Genomic DNA, 16,591 nt, shown 5'->3' on the forward strand with positions numbered 1-16,591 from the left:
CGCGCGGGGCCGTCGTGTCGTCCCCTGCCGGCGGGCAGGCACCTCGCCGTGGCGACGACGAGCGATCAGGGCCGCGATGGCGGGCCGAATGGGCTGGGGTCGTCCGGCGGGGCGTGGTCGGCGAGGTCGGTCTGGCCGGTCGGCGGACGTGAGGGGTGGGGGGCTGTGATGGCGGGTCGTCGTCGCCGGGGGGACGGCCCCGCGCCGGGAGGGTCTGCCGATGTCGCGACCTCTGCCGATCCCGTGCGATCCCCGACCGGTCATGTCGCGACCTCCCCGACCGGCGACGGGGTAGCCACCCCGATCGGCGATGCCGGGGGCGACGTCGCGGAGCGGGCGACAGGGGCGGTGCTGACCCGGGCGGGGAAGGGTGTTCTCGCCGGTTCGGTGCTGCTGTACGGGGCGGCGTTCGCGCTGGGCTACCCGGAGCCGGTCGTACTGGCGTCCGGAGGCGTGATCGGCCTGATCGTCGCCCTGCTGTGGACGTTGCCCCGCGCCAAGCTGGAGGTCGGCCGCGAGGTGACGCCGCTGAAGGTCTCACGCGGCGAGGCGGCCGTCGCCGTGCTCCGCGTGCACAACCAGGGACGGCTCGCGCTGATCGGCCTGCGCGCCCGTGACCGGATCGGCGCGGCCGAGCACGTCGTCGAACTGCCCACCCTGCGCGGCGGCCGGGCCCGCGTCGTCTCCTACCCCCTGCCCACGGACACGCGCGGCGAGATCGAGGTCGGGCCGCTGGCGGTCGTGCGGGAGGACCCGTTCGGCCTGACGCGCAACGTGACCGAGTACGGCGAGGATGCCCGCCTGCTGGTACGGCCGCGCGTCGTGCCGCTCGGCGTGCTGCCGTCCGGGCGGGCCCGGCACCTGGAAGGCCCGAGCGGCGACCGCGCGCCGAGCGGGACCGCGACGTTCCACACCCTGCGCGAGTACGTTCCCGGCGACGACCTGCGGCACGTCCACTGGCGTTCGACCGCCCGCACGGGCACGCTCATGGTCCGCAGGCTCGTCGACGCGAGCCTTCCCGTCACGACGGTCGCACTGGACACCCGCGCGGCCTCCGCCGAGGCGTGTGCCGGAATCGGGTCCGAGGCCGGGTCCGCGGCCGGGGCGTTGTTCGAGCTGGCCGTGGACGTCGCCGCGTCCGTGGCGGCGGGGGCCGCGAGAGCCGGGTTCCCGGTTCGGGTGGTCACGGGCGAGCGGGTGCTGCTCGACCTGAGGGGCGGCGCGGGCGACGTCGAGGCGGTGCTGGACGGGCTCGCCCTGGTCGGCCTCAGCGACGATCCCGGCGCCGACCCCGTGCGGCTCGCGCGCCCCGGCGGTTCGCTGGTCGTCGTCACCGGCGACCCGTCCGCCGTCGCCGGGGTCGCCGCCGCGCGCCGCCGCCACGAGCGGACCGTCTGCCTGCGCGTCGCCCCGCGCGGAGGCCCGGTGTCCGTGCCCGGCGTCACGATCGTGGACGTCCCGGACCTGGAGACGCTCGCCACCGCCTGGACGGGAGCCGCCCGGTGACCACCTCGCCCTCCCCGTTTCCGCAGGGGCCGGCCCCGCGCGTCCGTCCGGACTCCCTCCCCGACGGCGATCCGGCCGGATCCCGGTTCGGCGGGGAGGTGCCCGTGCCGGCCTTCAGCACGCGTGGCGACGTGCCCGCGTCCAACCCCCGGACCAGCGGGGAGACGTCCGCGTCGGGCGTTGCTCCGCGCGGGGCGGGGCGCGGGCTCGAGGTGGAGGTCGTCGGGGCGTTGGTGGTGGTCGCGGCGATGGCCGCGGTGGCCGGGATGGGGTTTCTGCGGGTGTTCGAGCCGAGGGCGCTCGCTCCGGTGGCCGGGGTGGCCGCCGTGGCGCCGGTGCTGCTGGCCGCGCTCACCAGGCGGCTCCCCCTGCGGTCGGCCCTGGCGGCGCAGCTGGTGGTGTGGGTGCTGACGGTGTCGGCGACGCTGTTCCACACCACCGCCGTGGCCGGGTTCCTGCCGTCCCCCGCGACCGCCGCGGCCGTCGCCGAGGCGCTGCTGAACTCCTGGCGTGCCCTGCTGACGACGATCCTCCCGGCGCCGGCCGAGCCCGCGCTGCTGGTCGTGGCGCACCTGCTGGTGTGGCTGGCCGGGGCGGCGGGCGCCGAACTGGCCCTGCGCTCGCGGACGCGGTCGCGCGTCCTGCCCGCGCTGCCCGCCGTCGTGGTCTTCGCCGTCGCCGTGGCGGTGGGCGTGAACGGGCCGGGCTCGGTCATGCCCGTGGCGGGCGTGCTGCTGGGCCTCGTCGCGGCGCTGGCGGTGGTGCGCGGCGAGCGGGGCCTTCTGCGGTCGCTGGCCGCGGTTCCGGTCGCGGCGGCGCTGGGCCTGGCGGGCGTGCTGGTGGCCCCCTCGCTGCCGCTCGCGCGGGAGGTGTACGACCCGCGGACGCTGGTCGACGAGCCTCCGGTGACGCGCTTCGGCGGCGTGAGCCCGCTGGATCGCGTGTCCGCCTGGCTGCAGGTGCCGACCACGCCCATGTTCACCATGCGGGCCTCGCACCCGGAGAACTGGCGGCTGGCCGTGCTGGACCGCTACGACGGGGTGCGCTGGACGTCCTCGTCCCAGTACCGCATGACCGGCGGGCCCGTGCCGCCGGGGCCGTACCGCGGCGAGTACGTGACGGTGGAGCAGGCGGTCACGCTGGAGGGGCTTCCCGGCGGCTGGCTCCCGGCGGCCGACCGTCCCGTCTCGGTCTCGGGCATCCGCGTCGCCGTGGACGAGTCGGGCACGCTGCTGTCCGCCCCGGGAGGCGCGCCGGGCAGGACGTACCAGGTCACCTCGTACGTTCCCGTCCCCTCGGCCGAGCGCCGCAGGGACGCCACGCCCGCGGGGGCGCCGCCCGCGCTGCCGCCGAAGGTCGGGGTGTTCCGGTCGCTGGCCGAGCGGGTGACCCGCAACGCGCGCTCGCCGTACCAGCAGGCGTCGCTGCTGGAGCACTACCTGCGCACCCGGCAGAAGTACGACGTGACCTCGCCGCCCGGTCATTCGCTGGCGGTGCTGGAGTACTTCCTGCGCACGACGCACCGGGGGACCTCCGAGCAGTTCGCCGCGTCGTTCGCCCTGCTCGCCCGCACGCTCGGGCTGCCGAGCCGTGTCGTGGTGGGCTTTCGTCCCGGGACGCCGGGCTCCGACGGCGCGTACCACGTGGCCTCGGGCGACGTGCTGGCCTGGCCGGAGATCGAGTTCAGGGACCTCGGGTGGACGGCGTTCGACCCGACGCCCGAGCGCGGCGGCGCGCGGGCGGGGCAGGACGTGGTCAGCACGGAGGTCAAGGAGCGCGAGCGCCTGGCCGAGCAGCTCCAGTCCGCGCCCACGAACGCGCCGACCAGCGCGCCCTCGCCATCGCCGAAGCCGCGCACGCGTGAGGACGCCCGGCCGTCCTGGGCGTCCTGGCAGGTGGCGGGGGCAGGGGCGGTCGCCGCCGTCCTGCTCTACTGCCTCGCCGTCGTGGTCGTGCCGGTGCTGCGACGGCGCCGCCGCCGTCGCGGTGATCCGGTGGAGCGGGTGAGGGGCGCCTGGCGGCAGGTGCGCGAGGACCTGGGCCTGGCGGGGGAGGCGGCGCTGACGGCGTCCGAGGTCGCGGCGCGCGGGCTGGCCCGGGTGGGGCCTGAAATATCACCTCATATCGGGGCGCTGGTGGAGCTGGTGAACCGCGCCGAGTTCGCCGGACGGGACGTCGGCCCCGGCACACCCGAGGAATCGTGGCGTCACGCGGACGCGGTGAGGGCGCTCGTCCGGCGCGGCACGCCGCCGCTCAGGCGGCTCGGCCGCCGCCTCCACCCCCGGGTCCTGCGTCAGGCACGGCCGCGTGCCCGCCGCGACCGACAACCGCCGGGGCCGCAGGCTCGCGACCGCGACCACCGCGAGCGTCACCCCCGCCGCGAAAGGAGAAGAGGTGGCCGGGAGCCTCGTCGAGTGGTCGCACCGTGAATCTCCCCATATGTCCCCGTCGCCGGAGATCTTAGTGCGGGTCGCCGGGAGGCGCGGGGACAACGAGGCGATCGAGAGGTCAGCTCAGGCGGCCGAGGAGGTCCCACGGGGTCAGCAGGTACGCGCCGACGACGAGGGCGCCCGCCGAGACCAGCAGGAACAGGAAGACGAAGAAGCCGCCGGGGAAGGGGGTGAGCCGGGCGAGCTGGTCGGCGTCGGACTCCGGCGCCCTGCCCTGGCGGCGCTTGCGCCGCAGCTCCAGGATCGGGCGGATGCCGCCGAACAGGAGGAACCAGGCGGCGAGCTGCGCGCCGATGGCCTGGATGTCCGGCTTGGCCAGCCAGGTCAGCGCGAACACCGCCCCGCCGATGGTCAGCAGCGAGACCACGCCGAACAGGTTGCGGATCATCAGCAGCATGCAGGCGAGCAGCAGCAGGACCGTCCACAGCAGGAGCGTGATGTATCCGGCGGCGGCCAGCCAGGCGGCGCCGAGCCCGAGCAGCGAGGGGGCGACGTACCCGGCGGCGGCCGTGAAGATCATGCCGGGCCCGGTGGGGCGTCCGCGGGTGAGCGTGACGCCCGAGGTGTCGGAGTGCAGGCGGATGCCCTGGAGCTTGCGCCGCGTGAGCAGCGCCACGAGCGCGTGCCCGCCCTCGTGCGCGACGGTGATCAGGCCCCGGGAGATGTGCCAGGAGGTCGGGTACACCACCACGCCGAGGGCGACGAGCGCGGCCAGGGCCGTCATCCAGAAGGGCGGGCCCGGTTGCACGTCGATCAGCTTGGCCAGGAGTCCGCTGAGCGTCTGCAGGGTGCACCTCCGGTGCCATGCCGTCGTGTCGGGGGCGCGGGCGGGAATCGCGCGGACATGGCGTCGCACGATCCCCCGGGCATCGCCGGGAAGTCGCGGGGTTAGGCTCTTCCCGAGATGCTAGAGCATGATCCGCCCGGGTGGCGTGGTGAGCGCGGCGCCCGGCAGGGCCCTGAGGCGGGGGAGGACGGCCTGAGCGTGAGCGGGGAGGCGTGGCCCGGCGGCGGGCCGGTCGTCCCCGGGCCCGCGGAGGACGCCGAGGTCCCGGGCTGGTGGGCGGGGCTCGGCCTGCCGGGGCTGGCGGACGTGCACGTCCACTTCCTGCCCGAGCGCATGGAGCGGCGGGTCTGGCACCACTTCGAGCACGGCGGCCCGCTGGTCGGGGACGGCTGGGAGGTCCGCTACCGGGGTACCCGCGAGGAGCGCGTCGCCCGTCTGGACGCCCTCGGCGTGCGCCGCTTCACCGCCCTCGCCTACGCCCACAAGCCGGACATGGCCCGCAGCCTGAACGCGTGGACGCTGGAGTTCGCCCGGACGACGCCCGGCTGCGTGCCCTCGGCGACCTTCTTTCCCGAGCCCGGCGTCCTTTCGTACGTCCGCGAGGCGCTGGACGCCGGGGCGCGGATCTTCAAGGCGCACCTGCAGGTGGGGGCGTTCGACCCGCGGGAGACGGCGCTCGTCCCGGTGTGGGGGCTACTGGCCGAGGCGGGCCTCCCCGTCGTGGTGCACGCGTCCTCGATGCCGGTGCCCGGCCGGCACACCGGGCCGGGGCCGATCACGGAGGTCCTGGCGGCCCACCCGTCCCTGGCCGTCGTGGTGGCGCACCTGGGGATGCCCGAGTACGAGGAGTTCCTGGACCTCGCGGCGCGCTTCCCGAACGCCCGTCTCGACACGGCGATGGCGTTCACCGACTTCTGCGAGGCCGTCAGCCCGTTCCCCGCGCGCCTGCGCCCGGCGCTGCGCGACCTCGGGCTCGCCGGGAAGGCCGTCCTCGGGTCCGATTTTCCCGCGATCCCCTACGCCTACGCCCATCAGCTCCACGCGCTCGCGCGGCTGGATCTCGGCGAGGACTGGCTGCGCGCGGTCTGCTGGGACAATGGGCTCAAGCTGCTGGGACATGCCGTCTAAGCTGGGGGAATGCGCCGAACGTCGGCCTCACTCGGCCGGGAGCACCAGAGACTGCTGCATGATTTCTTCGACGCCTTCACCCGTGGCGACTCCGACGCCATGGGGAGGTGCTACCATCCGCAGATCAGCTTCGGCGACCCGCTCTACCCGGAGCTCGAAGGCCGCGAGCGCGTCGTCGGCATGTGGCGGCTGATGATCGTCCGCACCCGTGGCGTCGAGGTGTCGGCCCGCGACATCGTGGCGGGCGAGCACACCGGGGCGGCCCACTGGACGGCCTCCTACGTCCTGCGGGAGAACGGGCGCCGGGTGCTGAACGAGGTGGACGCGGAGTTCCGCTTCGAGGACGGGCTGATCGTCCGCCACCACGACGTGTTCGACTTCCGCCGGTGGTGCAAGATGGCGTTCGGCGTGCCCGCGGGAGTGGTGCTCGGCTGGACTCCGGCCCTGCGCCGCGGGGTACGTGACCATGCCCGGGGCCGGTTGGAGGAGTACCTGCGGAGTACCTCGCCCATATCAGGTTAAGGTCTGACACGGGCGGAGTGCTTGATCGCCCGTCCCCACCATCCGAGGGGAGGGTTTCGTGGCAGAGCGTCGGGTACGCGGGCTGAGAGATCTCATGCGAGTGCCGCCGCGGGGCGGCGAGCACGAGCAGGCGCCGGAACATTCGATGGACCCCCGCTCGGGCGAGCGCGGGGCGTCCTCACACCAGAGCGTGATCGACAACGCGGTCTACGTGAACGGCCAGCGCGTGGCCACCCCGCCCTCGCTGGCCGAGGCCGTGGTCGCGCTGCGCTCCCACGAAGGCAGCATGGCGTGGATCGGCCTGTACCGCCCGGCGGAGGCCGAGATCCTCAACGTCGCCGAGGAGTTCCACCTGCACGAGCTCGCCGTCGAGGACGCCATCGTCGCCCACCAGCGCCCGAAGGCCGACCGGTACGGCGACACCCTGTTCCTCGTCCTGCGCGCGGCCCAGTACCTCGACTCGCCGGAGAAGGTCGAGTTCGGCGAGCTGCACGTCTTCGTCGGGCCCGACTTCGTGCTCACCGTCCGCCACAGCGAGGCCCCCGACCTGAGCAAGGTCCGCCGCCGCATGGAGACCGACCCCGATCTGCTGCGCCAGGGCCCTCAGGCCGTCCTGTACGCGATCCTGGACGCGGTGGTCGACGGGTACGCCCCGGTGGTGGCGGGCCTGCAGAAGGACATCGACGAGATCGAGGTCCAGGTCTTCGGCGGCGACCCGGCCGCGCCGCGGCGCATCTACGCGCTGTCCCGCGAGGTGATCGAGTTCCAGCGGGCGACCCGGCCGCTGCTCGACATGCTCAACGGCCTGATCGCCGGCTCGTCCAAGTACGGCGTGGACGGCGAGCTCCAGCGCTACCTGCGCGACGTGGCCGACCACGCGATCACCGTGGTGGAGCGGGTGGACAACTTCCGCCAGATGCTCCAGGACATCCTGATCGTCAACTCCACCCTGGTCAGCCAGGCGCAGAACGAGGAGATCCGCAACGTCACGCAGGCGAGCTACGCCCAGAGCGAGGAGGTCAAGCGCATCTCCTCCTGGGCGGCCATCCTGTTCGCCCCCACGCTCGTCGGCACGATCTACGGCATGAACTTCACGCACATGCCCGAGCTGGACTGGCGGTTCGGCTACCCCTTCGCCGTCGCGCTCATGGCGGCCGTCTGCGTCACGCTGTACCTGGTCTTCAAACGCCGGGACTGGCTGTGATCGGCCGACTTCGCGGAAGAGCCCGGTAAACCGCGGCGAACGGGGTAGGTCCGCCGATATGGAGGATCGTGTCCTGGAACTGCACGCCGTCGCGATGGACGAGTTCGGTCTGCGCGTGGCGATGGTCGGGGAAGACCGGTGGGACGCTCCGACGCCGTGCGAGGGGTGGACCGTCCGCGACCTGGTCGGCCACCTGGTGACCGAGCAGCTGTGGGTGCCGCCGCTGCTCGCCGGGCGGACCGTCGAGGAGGTCGGCGACCGCTTCGACGGCGACCAGCTGGGCGACGACCCGGTGGGCCGGTGGACGCAGGCGAGCGCCGAGGCGCAGCGGGCCTTCGCCGAGCCCGGCGCCCTGGACCGCGACGTCCACCTGTCCTACGGGACGGTGAGCGCCCGGCGCTACTGCATGGAGATGAGCAGCGACCTGGCCGTCCACGCCTGGGACCTGGCCCGCGCCCTCGGCGTGGACAGCCGCATCGACCCCGCGCTCATGGCCGAGGTCTACGACTACCTGGCACCGATGAAGGACGAGCTGTCGGCGAGCGGCATGTTCGCCCCGCCCGTCCCCGTGCCGGACGACGCGGGCCCGCAGGACCGCACCCTGGCCCTCACCGGCCGCCACCCCTGACCCGGGACCGGGAACCGCACAGGGCCGTCGCGGCGTCGCCGGAGATATGGGTGATCTCCACCTCGCCGGGACGGCGCCGGCGCGAGGACGAACGCTGCCAGGCGCTGCTCAAGGACGAGCGCTTCCACCGGTCACGGACCTGGGCGTTCGGTCGCGTGCGCCTGACCCTCGTCACCCGCTCGGGCTCGGCCCGCTCAGGCCAGTAGCCTCCGGGCGGCCACTTCGATGGCGGCCTCGGACAGCAGCACGTGGGCGGCGGCGTCGCCCAGCGGGACGAAGCTGTCCCGGGAGGTCACCCGGGCCGCCCTTCCGCCGAACCCGTTGTCGGCGAGCGCCGCCAGCACCCCCTCCGACACACCTCCCGAGCCCCGGGTCTCGTCGGCGACGAGCACCCGGCCCGTCAGATCGGCCGCACGGATCAGGTCCTCCACCGGCAGGGGCGACAGCCACCGCAGGTCCAGCACACGGCAGCCGTACCCCTCGGAGGTCAGCCGGATCGCCGCCCGCAGGCTCATGCGCAGCCCGTTGCCGAACGTCACGATCGTCAGGTCGCGGCCGTCGCCGTACGAGCGCGCCCGGCCGATCGGCACGTGCGTCTCCGGCCACCTCGGCGGCGGGACGTACGGGGCGAGCCAGCCGTCGTCGCCCTCGTCCATCAGGTCGCGGGTGCCGTAGAGCGCGATCGGCTCCAGGAACACGCACACCTCGCCGTCGGCCTTGGCGGCGGCCACGCAGGTGCGCAGCATCGCGGCGGCGTCGTCGGGCCGGGCGGGGGAGGCGACGACCAGCCCGGGGATGTCGCGGAGCGCGGCCACCGAGTTGTCGTTGTGGAAGTGGCCGCCGAACCCCTTTTGGTAGGCGTACGCGGCCACCCGCACGACCATCGGGTTGCGGTAGGCGCCTTTGGAGAAGAACCGCAGCGAGGCGGCCTCGCCGCGGATCTGGTCCAGGGCGTTGTGCAGATAGGCGAGGTACTGGATCTCCGGAATCGGCAGCAGGCCGGAGGCGCCCGCGCCGAGCGCGAGGCCGAGCAGCGCCTGCTCGTCCAGCGGGGTGTCGAAGACGCGGGCCGCGCCGAACCTCTTCAGCAGCCCCCGCGTGACGCCGTACACGCCGCCCTTGCGCGCGACGTCCTCCCCGAACAGCAGGGCCTCCGGGTGCGCGGCGAGGATCTCGGTGAGCGTGCGGTTGATCGACTGGGCGAGCGTGAGCGGGCCCTCCTGCTCGGGCGGCGTCCCGCCGAACAGTGCGGAGCGGTCGCGCGGACGCCGCGCGGCCCGCTCCGCGACCAGGGCCGGGCGGCGGGGCGCCAGCGGCTCCATGACCTCGCGGGCCGAGCGCAGCCGGGGCCGCCGGGTGGACTCGAGCGCGAGCTTCAGCACGTGCTCGCGGATCGTCTCGTACCGCCCGAGCAGCTCGTCGGGGTCGGTCAGCCCCGCCTCGACCAGCAGCCTGGCCGTGGCGACCAGCGGGTCGCGGTCGAGGGACTCGGCGATCTCGCGCGGCGCGCGGTAGGCCGACTCGACGTCCGACCCCGCGTGCCCCATCAGCCGGACCACCCGCAGGTGCAGGAAGGCGGGAGACCTGCGGGCGCGCACGTGCTCCGCGGCCTGGACGGCGGCGTCGTAGGCCTCGGCCAGGTCGCAGCCGTCGGCCTGGAACCTCGGGATCAGGGGGTGGCCGGACGCCTCGACCCACCCCGGCGGGGTGCGGACGCTGATGCCGATGCCGTTGTCCTCGCAGACGAACAGGACGGGCAGCGGCAGGCCCTGGTAGGCGCAGTAGGCGGCGGTGTTGAAGCCGGTGAGCGCGCTCGCGTGGTTGACGGAGGCGTCGCCGAAGCTGCACACCGCGATCGACTCGGCCGGCCAGGCGGAGGAGACGCCGAGCTTGCGCGCCCGCTCGATGGCGAACGCCACCCCCACCGCCCTCGGCAGGTGGCTGGCGATCGTCGAGGTCTGCGGGATGACCGCGAGGTCGGGGTGGCCGAACACCTTGTGGCGGCCTCCGGAGATCGGCTCCTCGGCCGCGGCGGACAGGCCGAGCAGGACGTCGCGCAGGCCCTCCTCGGCGAGCCGCCCCGCCTGCGCGGACCGCGCCAGGTAGAACGCCCCGGACCGGTAGTGCAGCAGCGCCGGGTCGGTGGCGCGGACGGCCGCGGCGACCGCCGCGTTGCCCTCGTGGCCGGCCGACCCGATCGTGTAGAAGCCCTCGCCCTGCTCGCGCAGCCACCGGGCGGCGATGTCGAGCAGCCGGCTGGCGAGCTGGATCTCGAAGAGCTCCCGGCAGCGCGCGCCCGTCAGCGTCGTGCCCGGGCGTATGGGCAGGGCGGGATCGCGTCGCGTACCCGGGGAGAGCGCGGCGACCGACTCGGTGAAGTGCGTCTCTACTGCGTCTCGGCCCACAAGGCCGATTATGTCGCCCCAGGCGAGGCGGCGTCCCCGGGCTTGCCGGAACCGTCTGGCCGCGGGTGTGGATCATTCTATCTGACTTACGGAATTTACTCTTTGTCAGAAGTCACAACCACCGTACCGGGCCGCCCGTCTATTGAAGGGAATGACGTGGCACCCTCAAGCCGCGTTAGAGCAACGGGAAGGACGGTACCCCGTGTTTCAACGCATGCGCGCCGTCGTCGTGGCGGTGGCGATGGGCGCCGGGGCGTTGGCCCTGGTCTCCTCACCCGCGCCGGCCACGGCGATGGCGGCCCCCCAGGTCACCTCCGTGGAGGTCGGCCCGAGCCCGGTCGTCGTCGAGAGCAGGGACGGCAGGCCGGTCACGTTCAGCTTCCTCGTGGACGGCGCGACCACGGGAGGCTTCACCCTCAAGCGGCCCGACGGGTCGAGCCTCGACGTCGAGGCCAAGAAGGCCGGCGAGGTCGGCGGCAAGCAGAAGTGGGAGGGCACCCGCAGGTTCGGGCGCTCGGACGCCCCCGGCACGTGGAACGTCACGGCCAAGGCGACCAGCGTGACCGGAACCGGCCAGGCGTCCAAGGACTTCACGGTCAGGCAGGTCTGGGAGACCGACCTCGCCGGGTTCGGCGCCGGACCCGAGCCGATCGGCCGGGGCGACACGCTGGTGCTCCGGGGCCGCCTGCTGATCAACGGCACCGACGGATGGAAGCCGTACGCGTCGCAGAAGGTGCACGTCGCGTTCCGCGCGCTCGGCGCCTCCGGCTACGAGCGGGTCGCCGACAAGTACACCGACGCCAGGGGCCGCTTCTCGCTCGGCGTCAGGGCGTGGCGCACCGGCTGGTGGCGGGCCGAGTACGACGGTTCGGACGTCGCGCACAAGTCGGTCAGCGACAGCGACCGGGTGGACGTGCGGATCAAGAGGACCGGCAGCCGGATCTCCGGCTTCACCGTGTCCCCGAACCCCGCGGCCAAGGGCGACGATCTCGTCGCGCGCGGCCGCCTGGAGGCCTTGCGCGGGTGGGACGGCTACCGCGGGCAGAAGGTCAACCTGCTGTTCAAGCCCGACGGGTCGAGCCGGTGGCAGTTCGTGGCCTACGACCGGACCGACCGCGGCGGCCGGTTCCGGATCGACGCCCGGGCCGAGCGGTCCGGCTGGTTCCGCGCCGAGTTCCCGGGCTCCCGCACCGTGCGGGGGTCGAGCAGCCGCGCGGTGTACGTGACGGTCAGGACACCGCCGGCCCCGGCCGCCGGCACCCGGATCATCCGGTTCGACGCCTACCCCGAGCCGGTCAAGTACGGCAGGTACGTCAAGAACCGGGGTGCGCTGCAGATCTGGAAGGGCGACCACTGGGCCGGGTACGGCCACCAGAAGGTCGCGCTGTACTTCAAGCGGGCCGGGTCGTCCAAGTGGGAGTACGTCAAGACCGTCGCGACCGGCACCTCCGGGGCGTTCTGGACCCAGGTCAAGGCGTGGAACTCCGGCCACTGGAAGGTCACGTTCAAGGGGAACGCCGGGGCACGCGCCTCGGCCTCCCGGGCCGACTACGTCAAGGTGAAGAGGTGACCTAGGCGTACGGCCGATAGCGCACCGCGGCCCGGGAACCCGCGGGTTCCCGGGCCGTGGCGCTCGCCCGTCAGAGATCAGGCGCCGAACTCTCCTGCCTTGATGCCGTTCGCGAAGTCCGCCCACTCGCCCGGCGTGAAGACCAACGCCGGTCCGGTCGGCCTCTTGCTGTCCCGGATGCCGATGCGCCCGCCCGCCAGCGGGGCCACCTCGACGCAATTGCCGCCGCTACCGCCGGAGAAACTGGACTTCGCCCATCGCGCCACGGCGAGTTCCTCGTTCAGCTCCATATGTTCTCGAATCTCCCTAATTCGCTCAAGAGATGCTTGCTGAGGCAGCGCCTCAGCACGGATCATCTCGTATCGCGTAAGGAGTTCGTGCACTTCCGAAGCACGTTCGACCACCTGGCCGTGCCCGCCCACCGCCTCGACGTAGACGGAGTCCGGAACGCCCGGGGCCTGCGCCATAAGGAATCCGCCCTCCAGACCGGCGGTGGAACGCGCCAGGAACGGCAATACCTGGACAATGACGTTGGAAACCGTTTCGAGGTCTTCCAGGCGCCGGAGCTGATCGATCATCACACGGGCGTCGCCGATGACGCGGTGCAGCGCGCCCTCGTCCACGACGGCCCAGAACATCGGCGGCTCGGGGCGCTCGAAGATGGTCTGGCGTTCCATGCGCGCGGCCACCTGTTCCTCCACCCGTTCCAGCACCGGGCGCGGCTCGCCGCGGAAGATCGCCCTGGCGTACGCCTCGGTCTGGAGCAGGCCGGGGATGACCAGCGGCTCCCAGGCGCGCAGCGCCGAGGCCTCGCGCTCGATGTCCAGCCAGGGCCGGAACCACGGCGGCGTCGCCGAGTGGTGGATGAACGGCCACAGCCGGACCAGCGCGCCGTCCAGGTCGAGCGCGTCGTCGCAGCGCTGGGCGAAGTCCCGCGACGGCGTGCGCTTGGCGGTCTCGACCGAGCTGATCATCGCGGCCGTGTACTGCACGCGGGCCGCGAGCTGCTCCTGGGAGAGACCGGCGGCCTTCCGGTGTTTGCGCAGCTCGTACCCGAAAAGGGCTCTCGGGCTCTCCGCGGGGTTGAGCTCACTTGGATGCGGCATCGAGACGCTCCTCCGACCGCCCCGCGTTTCTCACGGCGGGATTAACCAGATCTGTCCGTGCGGTGTTGAAGGGAAAGCTCTACCGAGAGTAATCGCGAAGGAGCAATCTGAGAAGACCGGGCGAAGACGCCGGGGGGTATGGGTGGTCCGACGCCGTGGAAGACCTTCACGGCCGAATGTAGCCCTTTAAGGCATTTATGGCTTTAACTCGACCGGCGGCGGCTTCGTTACAGAAATCGCGTCCGGGACGGGCCACGGAAACACGCGGCCCGGGCACCTGGCCCGGGTCACTCTCCCATTCGACGAACGGTTCTCATCTCATGAACCAGATCAAGACCAAGGCGGTTACGGAGAAGAAGGCGCACGCGGAGACGCGGCTGCTGGAGGCGCTGCACGACAGCCTGCGCGAGGAGGGCATCGCCTGCCTGGTGGTACGGCGGGTACGTCTGGTGCTCGCGTACGGGAAGATCCAGCCGGTGACCCACCAGCCCGGCGAGCTGCTGGTGTTCGGCCCGGACGGCTCGCCCCGGGGGCGGGTCACGATCCAGACGGGCATGCGCGGCACGGCCTACCGCGTCTGCCCGCGGGGCGGCGCGCCCGAGTGCCAGTTCGTCATGACGCAGCTCACCGAGGTCATCGCCTACCTCGGCGGCGTCGTGCGGGACTACGGCGCGGCGGTGACGGGCGAGCCGTCCGGCGGCTAGTGTCGTGCCCGGCCGGCCGTATCCGGCCGGCCGTGTCGGGGGTTCGGCGCCGGCCTGTCCGGTGGGGCTAGTCGGTGCGGCGGAACTGGGCGATGGCGACGCCGAGGAGGGCCGCGCCCATCAGGGCGACGATGCCGAGCTCCAGCGCGACCGGGACGTGCCAGCCGAACCAGTGGACGCCGGGGTTGAGCGCGTCGACGACCTGCGGGCTCACCGACAGGTGGCTGAACACGGCGTGGCGCATCGGGTCGACGGCGTACGTCAGGGGGTTGATCTTCGTGAGCAGGGCGAGCCATGTCGGCAGGTTGGCCAGGGGGAACATGGCGCCCGACAGGAAGATCATCGGCATGATGGCCATCTGCATGACGCCGAAGAACGACTGCATGTTCTTCATGCGCGCCGCCAGGCTGACGCCGAAGGCGGTGATCGTGAACGAGGCCAGGAACATCTCGCCCAGCAGCGTGAGGATCAGCGTGGGGGAGTAGGGCACGTGCACCAGGCCGGCCAGGGCCAGGATGATGACGCCCTGGCCGGTCGCGACGATGCCGCCGCCCAGGCACTTGCCGATCACGATCGAGCCGCGCCCGACCGGCGCGACCAGCATCTCGCGCAGGAACCCGAACTCGCGGTCCCAGACGATCGAGCCCGCGGAGAACATCGCCGTCGTGATCACCGTCATGGCGATCACGCCCGGGTACATGAACGTGCGGAAGTCGACTCCCTGGGCGGCGCGGCCCGAGATCAGCGTGCTCAGGCCGGTTCCCATCACGAACAGCCACAGCACGGGCTGGACGAGCACGGACACCATGCGCGTGCGGTCGTTGACGAACCGCAGCAGCTCGCGGTGCAGCACGATCTTGATCGCGCGCAGGTCGTGGCGGACGCTGCGGCCCGGCACACGCACCCGGACGACGCCGGGCGCGGTGACTCCGGTTGCCATCTCTACCTCCTCGCCATGGCGCGCATGACGGACGACGCGCCGCTCTCGCCCTCGGCGTCACGGATCGTGGAGCCGGTGTAGTTCATGAAGACGTCGTCCAGCGACGGGCGCGACACGCTGACCGAGCGGATCGGCACGCCCAGCTCGGAGAACAGCCGGGGCACGAACGCCTCGCCGGAGGCCACGGCGAAGGTCACCATGCCCTCGCGGACGGCCGCGTCCAGGTCGAAGCGCTCCTTGAGCGCGGTGATGGCCGTCTCGTCGTCGGCGGTCTGGATCTGGACGCGGTCCTTGCCGACGCTGGCCTTCAGCGCCTCGGGCGAGTCGATGACCACGATCTCGCCGTGGTCGATGATCGCGATGCGGTCGCAGTACTCGGCCTCGTCCATGTAGTGCGTCGTCATGAAGATCGTGATGTCCTCGGTGTGACGCAGTTTGTTGATATATCCCCAGATGGCGGAGCGGGTCTGCGGGTCCAGGCCCACGGTGGGCTCGTCCAGGAAGAGCACGCGCGGCGAGTGCAGCAACCCGCGCGCGATCTCCAGGCGGCGCTTCATGCCTCCCGAGAACGTGTTCACCTTGGCGTCCCTGCGGTCCCAGAGCGCGACCATCTCCAGGACCTGCTTGATGCGCTCTCCGACGACGTCCCTCGGCACACCGTACAGCTCGGCGTGGAAGCGCAGGTTCTGCGCGGCCGACAGGTATCCGTCCAGGGTGGGGTCCTGGAACACCAGCCCGATGTTGCGCCGCACCTCGTCGCGCTCCCGGACGACGTCGTGCCCCGCCACCAGGGCGCTGCCGCCCGTCGGGTTCACCAGCGTGCACAGCATGCTGATCGTGGTGGTCTTCCCGGCGCCGTTCGGGCCGAGGAAGCCGAACACCTCGCCCGGCCGCACGTCGAACTCGACGCCCTTCACGGCCTCCAGCGTGCCGTAGTTCTTCCTGAGCCCCCGTACGGCGACGGCGGGCGCCTCGCTTGTCGTCACTGTTCCTCTTCCTCCTCGTCCCCGCCTTCCGCGAGGATCGCGAAGATCGACCTTCTGGTGGTCTTGAGCAGCCTGCGCGCCGCGGCCAGTTGCTCGGGAGTGGCGACCTGGGTGAGCTGGGCGAACGCGTCGCCGAGCCGCGCCCAGAGCATGCGCAACTCCATCATCTCCTCGGGCAGGCTGCCCGCGACCTCCGACCACGTGTTGACCAGCACGTCGCCGTGCTCGGCGATGTGGCCGCGGCCCTTACCGGTGAGCTCGTAGGTGCGGCTGCCGCCGGAGTCCGTCCCGGCGATCAGGCCCTCGTCCTCCAGTTGCTGGAGCGCGGGGTAGACCGAGCCGGGGCTCGGCCGCCAGATGCCGTGGCTGCGGCTCTGGATCTCCTGGATCATCTGGTAGCCGTTGCGCCCCCGCTCGGCCAGCAGGGAGAGCAGCGCGGCCCGTACGTCCCCGCGGCGCACGCGGGGCGCGAAGTGGGCTCCCGGCGGGCACGGAGGGGCGGGCGGGAACGGCGGCGCCGGGGGAACGGGGCCCGGCGGGGGCGCGCCGAACGGCGGCGGCACGGGCGGGGGTGGCGCCTGTGGTGGTGGCGGTGGCGCGGTCATGCGCGTGTGCCGGTCGTCGTGTGGGTGTCCATCTCACGACCTCCAACTAT

At 72.7% G+C, this 16,591-nt stretch carries 15 protein-coding genes; 9 read left to right on the top strand and 6 right to left on the bottom strand.

Annotated elements, in window-relative coordinates:
• Positions 1-243: 243 nt before the first annotated feature.
• Together DQ384_RS20400 and DQ384_RS20405 are read left to right on the top strand one after the other, a co-directional pair.
• Positions 244-1,506 (top strand): DUF58 domain-containing protein, encoded by a 1,263-nt coding sequence (locus DQ384_RS20400; RefSeq protein WP_181871307.1) that lies wholly within the window; start codon positions 244-246, stop codon positions 1,504-1,506.
• A complete protein-coding gene (locus tag DQ384_RS20405; RefSeq protein ID WP_114030453.1) occupies positions 1,503-3,935 on the top strand; it encodes a transglutaminase TgpA family protein in 2,433 nt (810 codons plus the stop codon). Before DQ384_RS20400 ends, DQ384_RS20405 begins: the two co-directional genes overlap by 4 nt.
• A 79-nt stretch (positions 3,936-4,014) precedes the next feature.
• Here the strand turns inward: DQ384_RS20405 and DQ384_RS20410 are convergent, their stop codons facing one another.
• Positions 4,015-4,680, bottom strand: a complete 666-nt coding sequence (locus DQ384_RS20410; RefSeq protein WP_114030587.1) for a M50 family metallopeptidase — start codon at positions 4,678-4,680, stop codon at positions 4,015-4,017.
• Positions 4,681-4,860: 180 nt separating this feature from the next.
• Between DQ384_RS20410 and DQ384_RS20415 the strand changes: the two genes are divergently transcribed.
• Genes DQ384_RS20415 through DQ384_RS41345 form a run of 5 tightly spaced genes read left to right on the top strand, consistent with a single transcriptional unit; the run spans position 4,861 to position 8,431 of the window.
• Positions 4,861-5,871 (top strand): amidohydrolase family protein, encoded by a 1,011-nt coding sequence (locus DQ384_RS20415; RefSeq protein WP_114030454.1) that lies wholly within the window; start codon positions 4,861-4,863, stop codon positions 5,869-5,871.
• 9 nt (positions 5,872-5,880) lie between these two features.
• A complete protein-coding gene (locus DQ384_RS20420) occupies positions 5,881-6,393 on the top strand; it encodes a nuclear transport factor 2 family protein (RefSeq protein ID WP_114030455.1) in 513 nt (170 codons plus the stop codon).
• A 58-nt stretch (positions 6,394-6,451) separates the two neighbouring features.
• A complete protein-coding gene (locus DQ384_RS20425) occupies positions 6,452-7,597 on the top strand; it encodes a magnesium and cobalt transport protein CorA (RefSeq protein WP_245966640.1) in 1,146 nt (381 codons plus the stop codon).
• A gap of 58 nt (positions 7,598-7,655) precedes the next feature.
• Entirely contained in the window at positions 7,656-8,225 is a 570-nt protein-coding gene (locus tag DQ384_RS20430; RefSeq protein WP_114030456.1) for a TIGR03086 family metal-binding protein, read from the top strand.
• A 50-nt stretch (positions 8,226-8,275) separates the two neighbouring features.
• A complete protein-coding gene (locus DQ384_RS41345) occupies positions 8,276-8,431 on the top strand; it encodes a hypothetical protein (protein WP_181871308.1) in 156 nt (51 codons plus the stop codon).
• Here DQ384_RS41345 and DQ384_RS20435 read toward each other — a convergent pair.
• Entirely contained in the window at positions 8,420-10,630 is a 2,211-nt protein-coding gene (locus DQ384_RS20435; protein WP_114030457.1) for a thiamine pyrophosphate-dependent enzyme, read from the bottom strand. The two genes, DQ384_RS41345 and DQ384_RS20435, sit on opposite strands and share 12 nt — an antisense overlap.
• Positions 10,631-10,832: 202 nt before the next feature.
• Between DQ384_RS20435 and DQ384_RS20440 the strand changes: the two genes are divergently transcribed.
• Positions 10,833-12,200 carry a hypothetical protein gene (locus tag DQ384_RS20440; protein WP_147268843.1) on the top strand — a complete coding sequence of 456 codons (1,368 nt, stop codon included), beginning with the start codon at positions 10,833-10,835 and terminating at the stop codon, positions 12,198-12,200.
• A gap of 77 nt (positions 12,201-12,277) precedes the next feature.
• Here DQ384_RS20440 and DQ384_RS20445 read toward each other — a convergent pair whose 3' ends face one another.
• The gene (locus tag DQ384_RS20445; RefSeq protein WP_114030459.1) at positions 12,278-13,306 is read right to left on the bottom strand and encodes a helix-turn-helix domain-containing protein; all 1,029 of its coding nucleotides are present in this window, start codon (positions 13,304-13,306) and stop codon (positions 12,278-12,280) included.
• Between the two features lie 320 nt (positions 13,307-13,626).
• Here DQ384_RS20445 and DQ384_RS20450 point away from each other — a divergent pair, with 320 nt between their 5' ends.
• Entirely contained in the window at positions 13,627-14,010 is a 384-nt protein-coding gene (locus DQ384_RS20450; protein WP_114030460.1) for a hypothetical protein, read from the top strand.
• Between the two features lie 67 nt (positions 14,011-14,077).
• Here the strand turns inward: DQ384_RS20450 and DQ384_RS20455 are convergent, their stop codons facing one another.
• Genes DQ384_RS20455 through DQ384_RS20465 form a run of 3 tightly spaced genes read right to left on the bottom strand, consistent with a single transcriptional unit; the run spans position 14,078 to position 16,541 of the window.
• The gene (locus tag DQ384_RS20455; protein ID WP_114030461.1) at positions 14,078-14,950 is read right to left on the bottom strand and encodes an ABC transporter permease; all 873 of its coding nucleotides are present in this window, start codon (positions 14,948-14,950) and stop codon (positions 14,078-14,080) included.
• 2 nt (positions 14,951-14,952) lie between these two features.
• Complete coding sequence (locus DQ384_RS20460; RefSeq protein ID WP_114030462.1) at positions 14,953-15,936, bottom strand: ATP-binding cassette domain-containing protein; 984 nt, start codon at positions 15,934-15,936, stop codon at positions 14,953-14,955.
• Positions 15,933-16,541 carry a PadR family transcriptional regulator gene (locus DQ384_RS20465; protein ID WP_220183034.1) on the bottom strand — a complete coding sequence of 203 codons (609 nt, stop codon included), beginning with the start codon at positions 16,539-16,541 and terminating at the stop codon, positions 15,933-15,935. Before DQ384_RS20465 ends, DQ384_RS20460 begins: the two co-directional genes overlap by 4 nt.
• Positions 16,542-16,591 lie beyond the last annotated feature (50 nt).

Source organism: Sphaerisporangium album (assembly GCF_003323745.1).
Classification (GTDB): Bacteria; Actinomycetota; Actinomycetes; order Streptosporangiales; family Streptosporangiaceae; genus Sphaerisporangium; species Sphaerisporangium album.